General features: G+C 45.3%; 14 protein-coding genes. All 14 read left to right on the top strand.

Going from position 1 to position 18,704, the window contains the following annotated elements; all coding sequences use genetic code 11:
- Positions 1–73 precede the first annotated feature (73 nt).
- Entirely contained in the window at positions 74–1,411 is a 1,338-nt protein-coding gene (locus H6629_18655) for an ATP-binding protein (protein ID MCB9069804.1), read from the top strand.
- Positions 1,412–1,485: 74 nt separating this feature from the next.
- Positions 1,486–2,022 carry a Uma2 family endonuclease gene (locus H6629_18650; protein MCB9069803.1) on the top strand — a complete coding sequence of 179 codons (537 nt, stop codon included), beginning with the start codon at positions 1,486–1,488 and terminating at the stop codon, positions 2,020–2,022.
- On the top strand, positions 2,019–3,083 hold the full coding sequence (gene mnmA / locus H6629_18645; protein ID MCB9069802.1) for a tRNA 2-thiouridine(34) synthase MnmA: 1,065 nt from the start codon (positions 2,019–2,021) through the stop codon (positions 3,081–3,083). The genes H6629_18650 and mnmA overlap by 4 nt, the downstream gene beginning before the upstream one ends.
- A gap of 173 nt (positions 3,084–3,256) precedes the next feature.
- Entirely contained in the window at positions 3,257–3,994 is a 738-nt protein-coding gene (locus H6629_18640; protein ID MCB9069801.1) for an NTP transferase domain-containing protein, read from the top strand.
- Positions 3,995–4,517: 523 nt separating this feature from the next.
- On the top strand, positions 4,518–7,385 hold the full coding sequence (locus H6629_18635) for a PAS domain S-box protein (protein ID MCB9069800.1): 2,868 nt from the start codon (positions 4,518–4,520) through the stop codon (positions 7,383–7,385).
- A 15-nt stretch (positions 7,386–7,400) separates the two neighbouring features.
- Complete coding sequence (locus H6629_18630) at positions 7,401–8,033, top strand: response regulator transcription factor (protein MCB9069799.1); 633 nt, start codon at positions 7,401–7,403, stop codon at positions 8,031–8,033.
- 297 nt (positions 8,034–8,330) lie between these two features.
- The gene (locus H6629_18625; protein MCB9069798.1) at positions 8,331–8,732 is read left to right on the top strand and encodes a response regulator; all 402 of its coding nucleotides are present in this window, start codon (positions 8,331–8,333) and stop codon (positions 8,730–8,732) included.
- A 266-nt stretch (positions 8,733–8,998) separates the two neighbouring features.
- Entirely contained in the window at positions 8,999–9,673 is a 675-nt protein-coding gene (locus H6629_18620; protein ID MCB9069797.1) for a TIGR00153 family protein, read from the top strand.
- A gap of 67 nt (positions 9,674–9,740) precedes the next feature.
- On the top strand, positions 9,741–11,165 hold the full coding sequence (locus tag H6629_18615; GenBank protein ID MCB9069796.1) for an inorganic phosphate transporter: 1,425 nt from the start codon (positions 9,741–9,743) through the stop codon (positions 11,163–11,165).
- Positions 11,166–11,407: 242 nt separating this feature from the next.
- Positions 11,408–12,505 carry a hypothetical protein gene (locus tag H6629_18610; GenBank protein ID MCB9069795.1) on the top strand — a complete coding sequence of 366 codons (1,098 nt, stop codon included), beginning with the start codon at positions 11,408–11,410 and terminating at the stop codon, positions 12,503–12,505.
- Between the two features lie 112 nt (positions 12,506–12,617).
- Positions 12,618–13,607, top strand: coding sequence for a PstS family phosphate ABC transporter substrate-binding protein (locus tag H6629_18605; protein ID MCB9069794.1), 990 nt, complete (start codon positions 12,618–12,620; stop codon positions 13,605–13,607).
- 132 nt (positions 13,608–13,739) lie between these two features.
- Positions 13,740–16,001, top strand: coding sequence for an ABC transporter permease subunit (locus H6629_18600; GenBank protein MCB9069793.1), 2,262 nt, complete (start codon positions 13,740–13,742; stop codon positions 15,999–16,001).
- A gap of 62 nt (positions 16,002–16,063) precedes the next feature.
- Positions 16,064–17,719 carry a phosphate ABC transporter permease PstA gene (pstA, locus tag H6629_18595; protein MCB9069792.1) on the top strand — a complete coding sequence of 552 codons (1,656 nt, stop codon included), beginning with the start codon at positions 16,064–16,066 and terminating at the stop codon, positions 17,717–17,719.
- Between the two features lie 64 nt (positions 17,720–17,783).
- Complete coding sequence (gene pstB, locus H6629_18590; protein MCB9069791.1) at positions 17,784–18,587, top strand: phosphate ABC transporter ATP-binding protein; 804 nt, start codon at positions 17,784–17,786, stop codon at positions 18,585–18,587.
- The last annotated feature ends 117 nt before the right edge of the window (positions 18,588–18,704 follow it).

Here is an 18,704-nt window from a genome sequence, read left to right as displayed (position 1 = left end):
GGTTGACAATGCGCAAAGTGTTAATTATAATAGACAAATTGATTTTTGAAAATTAAAATTGGCGATATGTAAAATGGAAAATCTGTTAGAACAATACAATCCGCACTGGCAACGGGCGTTCAAATACGATCTGATTGATCGTCCTGCTTACGCGGAAAAATTTCTGCCGCTGATCGATCGCCGGGAAATTCTGGTGGTAAAAGGTATTCGCCGTTCCGGCAAAAGCAGTTTGTTGAAGCTACTGATCAACTTTCTCATCAAAAAAAAGCGGGTGCCGGGCAAAAATATTTTGTTCATGAATCTTGAAGATTACCGCTTCGGCAGCGACAAAAATCTGGCTGTTCTGGATGAAATTATCAAAACATTTCACGAAATAAATTCACCTAAAGGCAGAATTTACATATTGTTGGACGAAATTCAGGAAATCCCCAATTTCGAAAAATGGCTGCGCACGCATTACGAGCAAAATGAGCAAATGAAATGTATCATCACCGGATCATCATCTTCGTTATTTTCGCAGGAACTGGCGACGCTGCTCACCGGACGACAGGTCTCGATGGAGGTTTTCCCGTTTTCGTTTGCGGAAATGTTGCAATTTAAAGCGCCAAAAAAGGTGCTCAGCGAGCTTGAAAAACCGGTGGATATGCTCTATCTCTCCAAAGCGTTCGAAAAATTGGAGCCGTTGCTGCAATCGTATTTGGTCGGTGGCGGGTTTCCGGAAATGGTGAAACAGGACCACGCAGAAGGCAATATTTTGGCGCTGCAACAATATATCAGCGACATTATTTTGCGCGATATTGCACAGCGATACAACATCAGGCGCATCGAAGTGCTCAAAAAACTGGCGCTGTATCTCATTTTCAACATGAGCAACGGCATCAACGTGACCCAAATTGCCGAGCAGTTGGGCAGCAATCGCACCACGATTCTGGATTTAATCAGCTATTTGGAAGAGGTTTACATGGTTTTTACGACCTCAAGTTTTTCCTTTGCGATCAGCGAGCAAATGAACACTACCAAAGCGCGAAAGGTGTATTGCATCGACAATGGATTTTTCGCGGCGATCAAAACCAATGAGCAAACCGATTTTGCCAAGCGGATGCGAAACGTGGTTTTTCAGCAACTGCGCTTTCAATGGGAAGAAACCGTGTTTTACTGGCGTGAAAAAGTGGAGGTCGATTTTGTGCTGCAAAACGGTTACCCGATTGGCGTTGCGACAAAAGATGAGGACATCGATCGCAAAATCACCCAAATGTTCCACTATATGCAATCGCACAATTTGCAGCGTGGCGTGCTGATCAATTGGAAACGGCTGCATATTCTGGATGAAAATAACGCTTCCATTTTAATGTTGCCGCTGTGGATTTTCCTTACCAAATCAAAAGATGAGATTTTGAACTACAGTGAGTAGCATTTGAAAAGGCTTGATTTTGCAGCAAAAATCATATATTCTGACAGGGACGTAAAAAAAACGGAGTGTAAAAAATGGCAACGATCGTTCAGCAAAAAATATCAGATATCGATTTGACCGAGATTATCAACGGAGAGGAAATAATGAGCCCGAGTCCGCTTTCATCACACCAGGAAATCTTGCTGGAACTAACGAGTTCAATGCGCAATTTTGTTAAATCCAAAAATCTGGGTAAGGTGTTTATTTCCCCGCTGGATGTTATTTTTGAGGAAGGCAAAAACCGCTTGCAGCCGGACCTTATTTTTATTCGAAAACAAAATTTGGGTATCGTGCAGGACTGGATTCGCGGCGTGCCGGATTTGGTGGTGGAAATCGTTTCGCAGGGCTCCGTTACACTGGATACCGTTACCAAAAAAGCAATTTACGAAACATATGGCGTCGGCGAATACTGGATTGTTTTCCCGGAATTTGCCTGCATCGAAGTTTTTACACTTTCCGGCAACCGTTACGAATTGTTTGCATCAAAAGAGGGTGAAGGGAGCGTTACTTCCAAAATGTTAAAAGGGTTTGAGGTTCATCTGAAAGAGGTTTTTGAAAACGTAAATTCATGAAAATAGCCATGTTACTTTCCGGCGGCGTGGACAGTTCGGTCGCGATGCGATTGTTGCACGAAGCCGGTCACGAAATCACTGCATTTTATCTGAAAATCTGGTTGCAGGAAGAATTCTCATTTTTGGGCGAATGCCCGTGGGAAGAGGATTTGTCGTATTGTCGCGCGGTTTGCGATCAGGTTGGCATTCCGCTGGAAGTGATGCCGATGCAAGATGAATACTGGAATTCGGTGATCACATACACCATCGACGAAATCAAAGCCGGGCGCACACCAAACCCGGATATGTTTTGCAACAATCTGGTTAAATTCGGGCAATTTATCGATAAAATTGATCCGTCATTTGAAAAGGTGGCATCCGGGCATTATGCGCGTGTGCGTTTTGATGAATCAATCGGCAAAACCGTGCTCGAACGCACGCCGGATGATATCAAAGATCAAACCTATTTTCTGGCATATCTCAGCCAGCAGCAGCTATCCCGCGCGTTATTCCCGATTGGCGAATTTACCAAAGCGCAGGTGCGCGATCTCGCGAAAAAATATGATTTACCCACCCAAAGCCGCCGCGATAGCCAGGGATTGTGCTTTCTCGGGCAGATCAAATTTGCCGATTTCATCAAAGAGCATCTCGGCATCAAAAAAGGTGACATCATCGAAACGGACAGCGGGGAAGTGCTCGGTGAGCACAACGGATACTATTACTACACCATTGGACAGCGGCAGGGATTGGGGCTTTCCGGCGGTCCGTGGTATGTGGTTCGGAAAGATATTCCCAATAACCGGATTTACGTTTCCGGGCGCAGCGATATGACAGACAAACTCCGCGATACGTTCATCGCCGGAGAATTCAACTGGATTGCCGAAAGTGCGCCGCAACAAACGGAATTATTGGTGAAAATTCGCCATGGCGCCAAAATTTACCGCAGCCAGATCGAATGGCTGCCGGATAATCGCGCCAAAGTTCAGCTCGAACAACCGGATCGTTCCGGCATCGCGCCCGGACAATTCGCTGTATTTTATGACGGCACCCGCTGTTTGGGTGGCGGCGTCATCCTCGAATAATCTTCCGCAAAAGCCGGCTTCCGCCAAAAATTATCCCGGTCACAATTTCGCCAGATTTTCGCTGTAAATTGATCGGCTGTAGCCGGCAAAATCGGTTGTTTGTTAAAGCCCGTTGCCGGATGCGCGATTATGTTAGGGATAAGTTAAATACCATGAATTCGAAAGGAGTGGAAATGAGTTCTTTATCAACCGTGATTTTAGCTGCCGGAAAAGGCACGAGAATGAAATCCGATTTACCGAAAGTATTGCACCCGTTGAACGATCGCCCGATGGTGCATTATGTGATAGATGCCGCCGAGCAAATTCAATCCGAAAAAGTGGTGCTCATCATCGGGCACGGGCGTGAATTGGTTCGGGAAGCATTAAAAAATCGCAACGTAAAATTCGCTGTTCAGGACCCACAATTGGGAACCGGTCACGCTGTTATGCAAGCTGCGCCGGAATTCCAGAATTATGATGGTAACATTTTGGTGCTATCTGGCGATGTGCCATTGCTTCAGGCGCAAAGTCTGCAAAAATTGGTGGATTATCACAACGAACAACAGCCGTTGGCAACCATGCTCACCACAATGATGGACGATCCGACCGGATACGGTCGTGTGGTTCGTGATGCGGATGGTTTTGTAAAAGAAATTGTCGAAGAAAAAGATGCCAGCGAAGACATCCGAAAAATCCGCGAAATTAACGTGGGCATTTACCTGTTTGACGCAAAAGAGCTGTTCGCAACCCTGCCGAAAGTGAAAAATGACAACAAGCAGGGCGAATATTATTTGCCGGATGTGCTGAAAATTTATGTTCAGCGCGGCGAAAAAATAGCGGCTTTTCCTACAGAAAATGTCGAAGAAACGCACGGCATCAACACCGTAGATCAGTTGAAACATGCTGAGGAAATTTTATTGGAACGGGTGTAGTTTTTGTGTGCAACAGCGCAAATCGCACCGTTAAAACCAATATTTTTTTGGCTGTTTGTGCAGGTTTTGCGGGTGCCATAAAAATATTTTTGCGAATCCATTGTAAATATTAACAGGATTTTGTAATATCATTACGGAACCGCTCAGGTTCCGTATTTTTTTAGGGTTCAGGGATGAAGGCTTCTGCCTGTTGTGATAAGATATTTTCGCTAAATTCATGTTTAACATCAACTAACAGGTGAGCAACGTGCTGTGAAACCGGCACATTATCATGGAAGATATCATAAAAATCAATGATTTCTCTTCCGCTCTTTAATCCAAATGCACTTGATTTATGCCGCAGCGGATGATTCCGCTGGCATGGCTATTGCCGATACGGACATTTCAGTTTGGAAATTTCCGGTAATTTTTGTTGCATCCGATAAATATCTGGACAAATTTGTTCGGGTTATCAGGCGTTATAAAATGATGAGTAAACCGGTTAACAAATATATTCATTCGTGTTGAACAGTGGAGCATTGCCGTGCTGGAAGATCAGCCAAAAGATAACGAAAAAAAAGTAAACGACCTGGTTTTTGAACTTGCCCGCGCAAAAGCAAAGTTAAACTGGGGCGAACTTGAGCGTAAACAGATCGAGTCCGGATTGGGAAATTTACGCTCGATGATCCGTGTTCTTTTGGGTGCCAGAAGCGAAGGCGTTCTCCTGTTTGACATGTCCGGAAATCTGATTGGTCACAACCCGCAGTTAATCAAAATCTGGCAAATTCCCCGTTATTTTCTGGAATCGGGGGATGATGAATTAGCCGTTAGTTTTATAGAAAAACAGTTGAAAAATAACCGCCAGCTGCATAATTGGCGGATGAAAATTCAGGAAAATCCTTATTCCGCCAATCGGGAAACATTGCTGCTTAAAAATGGCGAAAGTGTTGAACTGAGTGTGGAGCAACTGGAAGGAGAGGGGCAAATTTTGGGGCAGATGTGGCTGTTTTCCAGCCCGGAGGCAAACGAACCCGTTGCAGAAAAGCCCCAAAAAGCAACACCGGAACCCGCTCCGCCGGATGCCGAATTGCGCAAATTGCTGAAAGCCAAACAGCAATTGCTCGGGGAGATCGGCGATTTGCGTCAACGTATTAACTTGCTGCGCAACTGGCACGAAATTGCAAAAATTGCCGCCGAAGGCATGGCGCTCAGCGATGCGCAAAATCGTTGGATGTATCTTAATCCCGCTTTTCTGCAGCGATTCGGGTTGGATCGAAAGCAAAAATGGAGCGAAAAAAATTGGGCAGAAAGTTTGCCGGAAAGTGTTGTTCACAAAATAAATCGTGATGCGCTGCCACAAATCAAACGTTTGGGTGAGTGGCAGGGCAACATTCATTTGCCCGGCTCGAACGGAAAAATACGCGAGTTGGCAATGCGTTTGCGGCGATTGCCGGACGGCGCAATCGCATGGGCAATACAGGATGTTTCAGAACAAAAACATCTGGAAACGGTGCTGCAATTTACCGAAGAACGCTTCCGCCAGCTTTACGACGAAATGCCGTCGATACAGATTATGCTTGATCAGAAATCGGCAATTTTATCCGCCAATATTTTTGGTGCGGAGGAATTGGGATATCGTATTGATGACATTTTGGGAAAACCATTTTCGCAATTGGCAGACAAACAAGATGGCTCAAAAATCAATCATTTTTTACAGAAACAACTGGAAAACACTGGCGAAACAGATCGAACCGAAATTCGAATGCTCCGCAACGGCGCAGAATCATTTTGGGTGGAAGCGACAGCCCGGGTTATTCGCGATCGCAACGGCGAAGCGCGAATTTTGCTCGTTTGCCAGGATATTTCCAATCGAAAAACTGCAGAACAAGAAATAAACGAGAACAGAAATCGCCTCAATACGTTGATGGAAAGTTTCCCGACCGGTGTTTGCGTTGTTAGCTTGCAAAAAGGGATTTTGTATTGTAACGAATCGCTGATGAGCATGCTCGATTACTCCCGCGAGGAATTGCAGCGACTCAACATTTCGGAATTATTTGGCATCGAGCAGCGGCTAAAATACACTGAACTTATTTTTAACCTGCAAAGTAACGATTCCGAAGAACTGACCCGGATGAAATTGATTTCCAAAAACCGGGTTTCGATTCCCGTAAAAGTGTTCACCCGGGCGATCAGCTACAACGGAAAACCCGGCTTACTTGCCGTATTTTGGGATTTACGAAAAGAGTCCGAAGCAGAAGAAAAACTTCGGCAGAGCATCGAACGCTATCAAAAATTGGTGAACACAGCGCCGCAGGGCATTTTGATGCTGGATTTGAACGGGCAAATCGATTATTGCAACCAGTTTACATCGGTGATGCTGGGTTATGACGAAAAATTGCTGGTTGGTAAAAATATGATTCATTTTATCGACAAAGCCGACCAACAACGAATTTCGAAAATGTTCACCGGCGAATTTGCGCCGGAAATTTTACGGGATGTCCGCTTAACCTGTAATAATGATGACATCCTTTATGTTGATATTTTTACTGCAGTTATCGATGATAAATATGGCGATCCGGTTGGCACGCAGCTCATTTTGGTTGATGTAACCGAACGTTGGAACGAACACCATCTGCTGGAAGCAAAATCGGACGATCTCGCCGATCGATTACGGCGCCGGCAAACGATGTATAAAAACAGAATCGAGGATATGAACGCAGAGGTGAAGCGCCGGGAGATTACCGAAAAAGAGCTGAATCGCTACAAAGAAGAATTGCAATCGCTATCCGCGCATCTCGAAACAACGCGGGAAGAGGAGCGAAAATGGATTGCCCGGGAAATACACGACGAATTCGGGCAGCAGCTTTCCGCGCTGAAAATGGACATTACCTGGCTGGAAAAACGCTTTCCGGCAAATGCAAAAATCTTGTTCGAAAAAACCCGGTCAATGTCCGAAATTATCAACATTACCATCAAAAAAGTTCGGGAAATCTCCCGCAAATTACGCCCCAGCATGTTGGACAACCTCGGTTTTACTGCAGCGGTGGCCTGGCAATCGAAAGAGTTCCAGCAGCGTTCGGGCATTCAGTTTAATGTTCGGATAGACGACAATATTGTCATCGATGAACAGCGCGGCAGTGCGTTGTTCCGAGTATTTCAGGAAGCGTTGACCAATATTTTTCGTCATGCCAACGCAACGGAAATTGATGTAGACATTTTTATAGACGGTGACGATTTGTTCATGACCATCCGCGATAATGGTATCGGGATTGATCAGGAGCATCTCAAAACACCCAAAACTTTCGGCTTGATTGGGATGCGGGAGCGCATCCATTCACTCGGCGGCACCGTAAGTATCGAAGGTGCTCCCGGCGAGGGAACAGCCGTAAATGTAATAGTGCCAATAAATTAACAAAGGAGAGCTAAAATGACCAAAATTCTGATTGCTGATGATCATCCCGTATTTCGCCAGGGCTTAATGCAAACACTTCAGGCTGCGTCGGAAGAAATTGTGGTAGAAGAAGCGAGCAACGGTCAGGAAGTGCTCAGCAAAATTTTCAAAAGTTCATTCGATGCCGTTTTTCTGGATATTTCAATGCCGGGACGAAACGGGCTGGAAGTGTTGCAGGAACTGAAACGGGTGAAGCCGGATGTGCCGGTGCTTATCTTAAGCATGTATTCGGAAGATCAATATGCCGTTCGGGCAATGAAAGCGGGTGCCAGTGGTTATTTAACCAAAGATGGTGATCCGACGGAATTTGTTTCCGCATTAAAACGGGTGTTGGCAGGAAAAGTTTATTTTAGCTCAAATGTTGTTGAGCAACTCATTTCCGGATATGATAATAAAGATAACAAACCAGCGCACGAATTGCTTTCTGACCGGGAATATCAGGTGATGCGTATGATTGCTTCGGGGCAGAAGTTGAAGGATATCGCCGATGAATTATCGCTGAGTTTGAGCGCTGTCAGCACACACCGCACCCGGATTTTGCGAAAAATGAACATGAAAAGCAATGCGGATATCATTCGATACGCGCTGCGCGAAGGTCTGGTGGAATAGCAGAATCGCTATTTTATTTGTCGAAAAAATAGCGCTGATCAGCTGTTTACAAACATGTAACGTATCGTATTATCATGGAATGTTTTGTAGCAAATATCCTACTTGATTGGTGCATATTTTTTGTCAAATTAAGTTTTTATGCTATTTACGTGTATGTTTTTTTCAATTATCTTGCGCCAGAAACGCTGCCAAAGTCTGCAGCAAAAGTGGGAAATAACAGTTGAACGATATCATAAATCAACTTTATCGTAGAAGTTTTGATCTACGGAAAGATCACACTACCGAATACTGAGGACGATGAAGCTATTGAACCCACAGGGCAGTAAAGGACATTCGGCACCAACCTTGTTAATCGTTGATGATGACGATACCATCCGAAAAATGCTGAAAACTGTGTTTTCCCGATTCAAATACCGCGTTATTTTGGCTGAAAATGGGCAGGAAGGTGTTGATTATTATCGCCAAAACAGCGCCAAAGTAAACTTGGTAATGTTAGACTGGAAAATGCCCATAATGGATGGCAAAAACGCGTTCAAAGAAATGCGCCGGATGAATCCCGATCTAAAAATTGTGTTGATGAGCGGATATGTCGAGCAGCAGGAATTGGACCAACTGTTGGATAAAAACAGCCAATTTATCGCCAAGCCATTCACGATCGATACCGTTATTGCAACTGTCGAAGCGATGCTCCAATCCTAAAATTCTGCAATTGTTGATATGATTTATTAATCCGCAACTTTTTGACAAACGAACACTTCGTTTGTGGTTATAGATGTTTGCCTCATTTTTTACCCTACCGATTTCACACCAAATCAGAACCCACAGTAGAGCTGACTACAATCAATTTCTTTTGGTTTTTTGTCTTATTTTAATTAAACTGTAACCTTTGTTACTAAAATTAATATGTTTGTAACAAATGAAACGCAAAATGCCGAATTAATATCAATTCAAGGTGGAGATTTTCTATGAATGTATTTCGTAATCTATTTGCGAAATCGCCTTTTGAGCCACTGCAATCGCACATGGAAAAAGTAGCGATTTGTGTTAACAAAGTAACCAATTTGTTTGAAGCCTATTACCAACGGGATTTCAAAAAATTGAAAAAAGTGGCGCAGGAAATTTCAGAACTGGAACACGCGGCGGATCTGACCAAAAATGAGATTCGCAATAATTTGCCCAAAGGCTTGTTTTTGGCGGTGAATCGGGCAGATCTTCTGGAAATATTATCCTTGCAGGACAGAATGGCCGATAAAGCAGAAGACATTGGCGTAATGATGACGCTGAAAAAACTCGAACCGCTGGAAGGGCTTGAGGATGAGTTGCAAAAATTTATCGACAAAAATATTGAAGCTGCAAACTATGTCCATAAAATAATGCAGGAAATGGATGAGCTTTTGGAAGCATCCTTTGGCGGTAAAGAAGCCGAAAAAGTGAAGAAAATGATTGAAGAAGTTGCTTATCTGGAACATCAGGCTGACGTTTTGCAAAGCGAACTCAACAAAAAACTTTACAATATGGACAGCAAGCTTTCGGTGAGCAGTTTTATCCTCTGGAATAATATTCTGCAAGCTATTGCTTCGTTAAGCAATAATGCGGAAAAACTGGCAAATCGTGTGCGTATGTTATTGGAAATACACTAACTTACAGCATTTATATTTGAATATTGACGCAAATACTGAATTAGAATGATTAAGGAAGAAAATTCTTATGGCTATTGAAACCGTTATATTGGGAATTGCACTGATTGCGGGTTTTTATATGGCGTGGAGTATCGGGGCAAATGATGTTGCCAACGCAATGGGAACATCGGTTGGGTCCGGTGCTTTAACAATCAAAAGAGCAGTTATTATTGCGGCTGTTTTGGAATTTGCCGGTGCATTTCTTGTCGGAACTCACGTTTCGGAAACCATTCGAAAAGGAATCATCAACCCCGAAATTTTTACCGGGCACGAGTTGGATCTCGCATATGGGATGATAGGCGCATTATTGGCTGCCGCCATTTGGCTACAACTGGCATCTTATTACGGTTGGCCCGTTTCGACAACCCACTCCATTGTTGGTGCGGTGTTGGGATTTGGAGTGATGTACGGCGGTTTTGCCGCCGCAGATTGGCCGCAAGTTGGTTCTATTGTCGCCAGTTGGGTGGTTTCTCCGTTGATGTGCGGCACTATCGCATTTCTGATTTTTATGCTCATCCGGCGTACCATTTACGACAGCGATGATCCCATTCGCGCAGCCAGGCGGGTAACTCCCTACCTGGTTTTTTTTGTGTTTTTTATCCTCACGTTAACGATGGTGTTCAAAGGACTCAAAAATCTAAAACTGGATCTCAGTTTTGGTGACTCGATGCTGATAGCGATGCTAATTGGTGCTATTGCGGCAGTTGTCAGTCATTTTCTGGTCAAGCGAATCAAGCCTGTTGTGGTCAAAGAGCGAGTTGTTCTTCAGCAGCCGGAAGTTGTTGGGGATAGCTTGGGCAAGGCAATTAAGCATCTAAATAAGGTCCAGAGCTCTGCCAATGGTGATGTTCGCGACCAGATAAAATCGATTTTGAACAGTTTGGAAGTAATTGACAAAGAAGTGTCGAAGGGTGTAACTGTTGAACAGGGCAGCACCGAGTTCAAAACTGTGGAACGGATATTTATCTATTTGCAAATTTTAAGTGCTGCGTTTGTGGCTTTTGCACACGGTGCAAACGATGTCGCCAATGCGGTTGGACCGTTGGCATCTGTGATCACAATCGTAACCACCGGTGTGATTTCTGCGAAAACAGCCGTTCCGCTTTGGGTGCTCGGTTTGGGTGGCGTTGGGATTGTTGTTGGTTTGGCAACCTGGGGTTGGCGGGTGATGCTAACCATCGGTAAAAAAATTACCGAGCTGACACCAACCCGGGGATTTTCGGCGGAATTTGCAGCGGCAACCACCATTGTTATTGCATCAAAATTGGGTTTACCGATTAGCACAACTCACACCTTGGTTGGCGGTGTTTTGGGTGTGGGACTTGCCCGCGGCATTGGCGCGTTAAACCTGCGAGTGGTTACTAATATTGTCATTTCATGGGTTGTAACCATCCCGGCCGGGGCAATTTTCGCAATTTTGTTTTACTATATTTTGAAATCAATTTTTGGATAAAATCCGATTGCTTTAGCGCAAATTTTGGAATTGTCATAATCTGGAGTGCCGGCTGAATCAGCCGGCACTTTTTTTTTGCAACACACTCCCTCCGGAACATTTTCAAATATCGTCATTGATTGTTAGTTGGCTTGTAACATGATTGTAACATACAAAAGGTTATAATTGCAACGCTTGTAACATTAACTGAGCGAAAGACAAAATATTCGCAAATTAACATAATTTTATCAGATGGAGGATGTATGCGTTTATCCGGGACGAAGTGGCTGTTGAGTTTGGTACTGTTTTTCTTCATTAATCACACGTTGTTGGCAGATGATATCGAAATTAAAAACGCAAAAAAATGGTCGTTTAGCGGGCGTGTGCAAATGCAACATTTATATGATTCCAATACAGACGCAGATGCCGGCAGAACCAATCAGGGATTCCGGATGCGCCGGGTCCGGTTGCAGACCAGCGTCAAAATGACGGATTTTGTCAGCGGTAAAATTCAATTTGACATTCGCGATAACGCACCCGTGTTAAAAGATGCGGAAGGCGAGATCAAATTATTTGGCGAAGGGTATTTTCGCTTCGGGCAATTCAAAGTACCGGTTTGGCGTGAAGAATTCAAGCGTTCCTCCGGGAAATTGCTGTTGGTAGAGCGAAGCGCTGTCGCCGGGTTTTTGGACGGCATGTTGCTTTCCGCCCGCCATGTCGGTGTGGAAATTGGTGGTGAACTTGGCGAAAAAGCGGGATTTGCAATTAACTATTCCAACGGTGCGGGTGAAGGCATTCGCGAAACTGCAGGATCAACCAAATCGGATGACATTAACAATGGCAAAATGTTCGCCGGACGATTGGATGTGGAACTGAGCGAAGCTATCGAAATCGGCATTTCTGCTGTGAGCAACACGCTCGGTAATGAAATCGCAGTGGATTCGCTGGATAATACGGGCACCGTAACCGCGATCGCGCCGGATTTTGGATTTTATCTGAAAGATGCTGGACTCGATATCGAAGGCGGTGCGGTTTTTGGCTCCGTCAGCAAAGATTTTATCGGATCGGCAGATAACACCAGTTTTATGCTGCTGGATTTGACCGGTCGCTGGATGAAAAAACTGGCATCGGCGAATGAGAATTTTGGCGGAATTGACGGTATTGGTTTTGCCGCCGGTTTTTCATTTATCGATCCGAATGGCGATGTTGAAAAAGATGAAGCATCTTACGTGCGTTTTGGCCCGGAATTCTATTTTGGAAAAAATACGCGCATCCAGCTAAATGGTGAAATAGAGATGCCTGCAGCCGATGGCGCGGACAGTATTTTCAAAATCCGTTCCCAGTTCACTGTTAATTTGTGATGAAAAATACATTGCCATTGCAACGGACTTGTAACAGAAATGCAACATTGAAATACTAATTTTTGGGCGCATTGAGAAACTAAAAAACAATACGTCTACAAAAGGAGGCAAAATGAAAAAGAACAATGCAAACAAAATTCTGCTGGCTGTGCTGATGATTGCCACATTGGGCATGTATAGTGCGTCCGCAGAAACCAAAGTTGACGAACGCATTCCGAAGTACAAAAAGGCGACCGGTGTTAGCGGAAATGCCAACAGTATCGGTTCCGATACGATGAACAACCTGATGACCCTGTGGTTGGAAGGTTTTCGTAAACACTATCCGCTTGTGAATGTGCAGATCGAAGGTAAAGGATCTTCGACCGCACCGCCGGCACTCATCGAAGGCACCGCGCAATTCGGCCCGATGTCCCGCCCGATGAAGTCCAAAGAAATCGATTCGTTCGAGAAAAAATACGGGTTCAAACCCACCGAAATCCGCACATCGCTGGATGCGCTGGCGGTTTTTGTTCACAAAGACAATCCTTTGAAATCGCTCTCATTGGACGAAGTGGACGCGGTTTTCTCCAAAAACCGGAAACGCGGCATCGCTGAAGATATCGTAACCTGGGGTGGTTTGGGGTTGACCGGCGAATGGGCAAACCAGCCGATCCGGCTGTTCGGTCGTAACTCCGCCAGCGGCACATACGGTTATTTTAAAGATGAAGCGCTCAAAAAAGGCGATTTTAAAGATGCCGTAAAAGAGCAGCCCGGCTCCGCATCTGTGGTTCAGGGCATCACCGAAGACAAATTTGCGATGGGTTACAGCGGTATCGGATACAAAACATCCGGTGTTAAAACCCTGGCTTTGAGCGACAAAAAAGGTGACAAAGTTTACGATGGCAGCTACGAAAACGTACTCAACGGCGACTATCCGCTATCCCGCTATCTTTATCTCTACATCGTGAAATCGCCCACCAAGCCCCTCGATCCGTTGGTGAAGGAATTCCTGAAATTTGTGTTGAGTTATGAAGGTCAGGAAATTGTGGTGAAAGATGGTTATCTGCCTTTATCTTATGATGTTGTTATGGAACAACTCCAAATGTTGGAATCCGGTTCATAAGCTCTGTAAATAAAAAAATCGGTTTGTTCCAATTGTCAAATGTTTACCCTCAGGCTGGTGTCCGTACCAGTTCTGAGGGTAAAATTTAAAAATGATAAACGATTGTTAATATTAACTTAACGTAGTTCAGAAATGAGTAATCAAACGGAACCAAAATCATCCTTTTCCGACAACAAAGCCGACCGCGATTCCCATTATCAAAAAGTGTATCGCGCTGATCGCTGGGCGCGACGAATGATTACAGCCGGCGGTTACGGCATCATTATTAGCATTTCGGCAATTTTGCTGTTTTTGCTGTACCAAAGTCTTCCGCTCGCAAAAAGCGCATCTGTGGAAGAGATGTTTTCTATTCCCGCCGGAAGCGCTGAAAGCCGGGTGCTGCTGACCGGGATCGATGCGTATCAGGAAGTCGGGTATATGATCGATGAAAACGGTTTGATTCGATTTTATCGCTTGAAAGACAACCAGTTGTTGATGGAACAACAGCTTTCGTTAATTGGAGACGAACGGATTTTGTGCGCCGTAAAAGGTAACCTGACCCGCGAAGTGTTTGCTGTGGGCACGGATTCCGGGCGAGTTATTACGGCCGAAATTGAGATGACGCCAAAATACAGCCAAGATGCGGCACGCGAAATCGTTCCATCATTTGAGGAGCTCGAAACCTGGCAAACGCCCCCGGCTGCTGATAGCAGCAAAACGCAAATTGTCGGGTTGTCATTTGTCCAAAATGAGGATTTATCACGGTTTTGGGCTTATGTCGATCAAAATAATGAATTGCATTTACGGATTTACGACGCCGACGATGAGGAAGAGTTTTTCCATGATTCTTTCAATAAAAAATTGGACGGCGCACGGATCACCGCAATTACCACCAGCCACAATGGCGAAAATCTGGTGATCGGGCATCGTAACGGCAATTTGCAATGGTACGACATCAGCGATTACGAATCTATCCAATTAAAAGATGAGTGGCAGTCTGATAACCAGCAGATTACCGCACTCGGCTATTTGCTGGGCGATCAGGCATTGGCGATCGGCTCGACGACCGGTACGGTGGAAGTCTGGTTTCCGGTTCGCACGCCAAATAACCTGTTTAAGTTTCAGAAAATACATACCTTTGCATCGCACCAAAACCCGGTGACAATCATGGAAATGTCATCGCGGAACCGCAACTTTTTAACCATCGATTCGCACGGTGCGGCAAAACTGCATTACTCAACATCGGGCCAAACCCAGTTGTCATTTCTCGAAAGCGAAAACCCGGTAGCTGCCAGTGCTTTTTCGCCAAAATCGAATGGGATTGTGCTGGTCGATCAAAAACACCGTTTTAGCTTCTTCGCGCTGGATAACCCGCATCCGGAAACGACTGTCAAAACCCTTTTTGGAAAAGTGTGGTACGAAGGCTATCCGCAACCGGAATTTGTGTGGCAATCAACCGGCGGCAGCGATGAATTCGAACCCAAATTGAGCCTCATTCCGGTAATCTTCGGAACGCTGAAAGGCACCATTTATGCGATGCTTTTCTCTATTCCGTTGGCAATATTGGCTGCGGTTTATGTTTCCCAATTCTCACCGGACTGGATGGCGCGGGTGGTTAAGCCCACCGTCGAGATTATGGCTGCGCTGCCGAGTGTTGTTATCGGATTTCTTGCCGGACTGTATTTTTCACCGGTTTTTGAGGACCATTTGATGACGGTGATGCTGTTCACATTCTGGCTGCCGGTTGCGTTTGCGCTGGGTGTGTTTGTTTGGTGGTTGATCCCGGAAGATCGACGGGTAAAAATTCCCGCCGGCTGGGAAATGGCGTTCATGGTGCCTTTTGTGCTGCTGGCATATTGGCTGTCGTATAATTTTGGCACAACAATGGAAGGCTGGTTTTTTGCAGGTAATTTCCAACAGTGGCTGTATTCCAGCTTCAATATTACTTACGAAACCCGTAATAGCCTGATCGTCGGGTTTGCACTGGGCTTTGCGGTTATCCCGATTATTTTTACAGTGGCGGAAGATTCATTGGCAAACGTGCCCAAATCGCTCACATCCGCATCGCTGGCGTTGGGAGCTTCGCGCTGGCAAACGGTTCGACGGGTGGTGCTTCCGGCGGCTTCCGGCGGCATTTTTGCGGCAATCATGCTGGGTTTGGGTCGCGCCGTTGGCGAAACGATGATTGTGCTGATGGCCACCGGTAACACACCGATTCTCGATATTAGCCCGTTCAACGGCTTCCGGGCGATGAGCGCCAATATTGCCGTTGAAATTCCCGAAGCGCCAGTTGGCGGAACGCTGTATCGCGTGTTGTTTTTCACCGCGCTGCTGCTCTTTTTATTCACGTTTGTGTTGAATACGGTGTCGTCGCTGATCGGCGACCGGCTCCGGAAAAAATATGCCCGGTTCTGATTCGGCTTAGCGAAACAGATTCACATAAAATGAAAATGAGATTTTGGATAATTTGAGGAATTATGGAACGTAGAATTAGTTATTTTCGGCAAAAAGGCGATTCCTATATTTTTGCAGCCAGCCTCGGTTTGTTGCTATCCCTGATGATGGTCGCGTGGATTGTCGTAATTATTCTCGTTAAAGGTCTTGGGTTTTTCTGGCCCCGCGATGTTGTGGCAGTAACCATGACCGATGGCGAAAAATATATGGGCGAGCAATGGGAAGAAAAAACAGACAAATTTTTTAACGAGGACGGCACATATTACATGCTGGACCGGTTTCAGTTGAAAATCGGTAACCGCGATTTATACGGACTGGATTTCAAATGGCTCAAAAAACCGGAAGTGCAAAGCGAAACCCGTCCGGAAAAGGCCGTTGTTTTTGAACGACTGGAATACGGTAATTTTTATGGCACGATTTCAGAGCTCCATTTTCTCGACAAAAAATTTGATCAGCAAAATGCCAATTTGATTGAACAAACCGGCGAAGCACATGAAGCCGCCGTCGAAATGCGCGAAACAGTGGAAGACCTGAAACATCAGTTGGCGCTCCTCTCGGAACCATTGACCCAGTTGCAGCGCGAAATTAATATTCTGAGCCTTTCGGCAGAAGGGCGCACCACTACAGGGCAAAAACGGCTGGCGGATTTGCAGGTGGAAGCGGAAAAAATGGAGCAGGAAATTGCTACCGAATATCAACTACTCACAGACCGCCTGACTGAATTGATCACCAGAGAACGGGAAATTTATGTGGTTACAACCACCGCTGATGGGCGCGAGAAAAACATCCAGCTTTCAGAAGTTGTGCGATTTTATCTCCCAAATTCCATGGGTATTTTTGCCAAAAGCTGGCATTATCTGGGCAAAGTTTGGGAATTTGTTGCGGACGATCCGCGCGAATCCAATACCGAAGGCGGCGTTTTTCCGGCAATTTTTGGCACGGTGATGATGGTAATTCTCATGTCTATTGCGGTTGTGCCGTTTGGCGTGATGGCAGCCATCTACCTCAACGAATACGCCAAACAGGGACCGGTCACCCGTTTTATCCGGCTCTCTGTGAATAACCTTGCCGGTGTGCCGTCAATCGTTTTCGGGGTGTTCGGGTTGGGATTTTTTGTGTATTTTGTCGGTGGCGGTATCGATCAGTTTTTCTTCAGCGATAAATTGCCCGAGCCAACTTTTGGCACCGGGGGTATTTTGTGGGCATCGCTAACGCTGGCATTGCTGACGCTGCCGGTAGTGGTGGTCGCAACGGAAGAAGGCTTGCTGGCAGTACCGCGAGCCAACAAAGAAGGCGCGTTGGCACTCGGCTCCACCCGCTGGCAGATGATTCGCAAAGTGGTGCTGCCAAACGCCATGCCCGGTATTCTCACCGGATTAATTTTGGCAATCAGCCGTGGCGCCGGCGAAGTTGCACCGCTGATGATCACCGGTGTCGTAAAACTGGCACCCACTTTGGCGCTGGACGGAACGTTTCCGTTCCTGCACCTGGATCGCAAATTTATGCACCTCGGTTTTCATATCTACGATGTCGGGTTTCAATCGCCTAACGTAGAAGCAGCAAAACCAATGGTTTACAGCACCGCACTACTGCTGATTCTGATCGTTATTTTACTGAACCTGATTGCCATTTATGTGCGCAATAATTTGAGAAAAAAATTCAAAACATCAACGTTTTAATCAGAGAAGAGAGATGATCGTAATGGTTGATCAAATGGGTGAAAAAGTGAAACCCCCAACCCAAATGGAACCGGGGAACCAATCGACAAACTCGCAAACTGCAGCGAATGAGCGGATTTCAATTGAGACAAAAGACCTCGATTTTTATTATAATCCAACCGCGCATTCGTTGAAAAAAATCAACATGAAGATTCCTTACAAAAAAGTGACGGCATTTATCGGGCCGTCCGGTTGTGGGAAATCGACATTGTTGCGCTGTTTCAATCGAATGAACGACCTGATTCCCGGCGTTTATCTGGAAGGCAAAGTGCTCATCGAAGGGCAAGATATTTTTGCCAAAGGTATCCGGCTGGAAGAGTTGCGCAAACGGGTGGGTATGGTTTTCCAAAAATCAAATCCGTTCCCGATGAGCATTTGGGAAAATGTGTCGTTTGGTCCCAAAGTAAATGGAATCACCAACAAAGCGGAACTGGATGAAATTGTCGAATCGTCGCTGACACAGGCGGATTTATGGAAAGAAGTGAAAGACCGGTTGTCGAATTCTGCGCTGGATTTATCCGGTGGGCAGCAACAGCGGTTGTGTATCGCCCGGACGCTCGCCAACAAACCGGAAATTATTTTGATGGACGAACCGGCTTCCGCACTCGATCCCATTTCCACCGGAAAAATTGAAGAAACGATCGACGAATTGAAGAAAGATTACACAATTGTGATCGTAACGCACAACATGCAACAGGCTGCGCGGATTTCCGATTACACCGCATTTATGATGCTCGGCGAGTTGATCGAATTCGATAAAACGAAAAAAATCTTTACAAATCCGTCCATCAAAATGACAGAAGATTACATCACCGGACGTTTCGGTTGATCTTTTTTTTTGAATAAAATATATCTAAGCGATTATATTTTATTAAATTGCAACTTGCATGAAATGACGGAAAAAAGGGATGATGCGTCAAAATAGTTTAAATATATTTTGCGAAAA

Source organism: Calditrichia bacterium (assembly GCA_020634975.1).
Lineage (GTDB): Bacteria > Calditrichota > Calditrichia > RBG-13-44-9 > J075 > JACKAQ01.
This window is presented reverse-complemented; position numbering and strand designations above follow the sequence as displayed.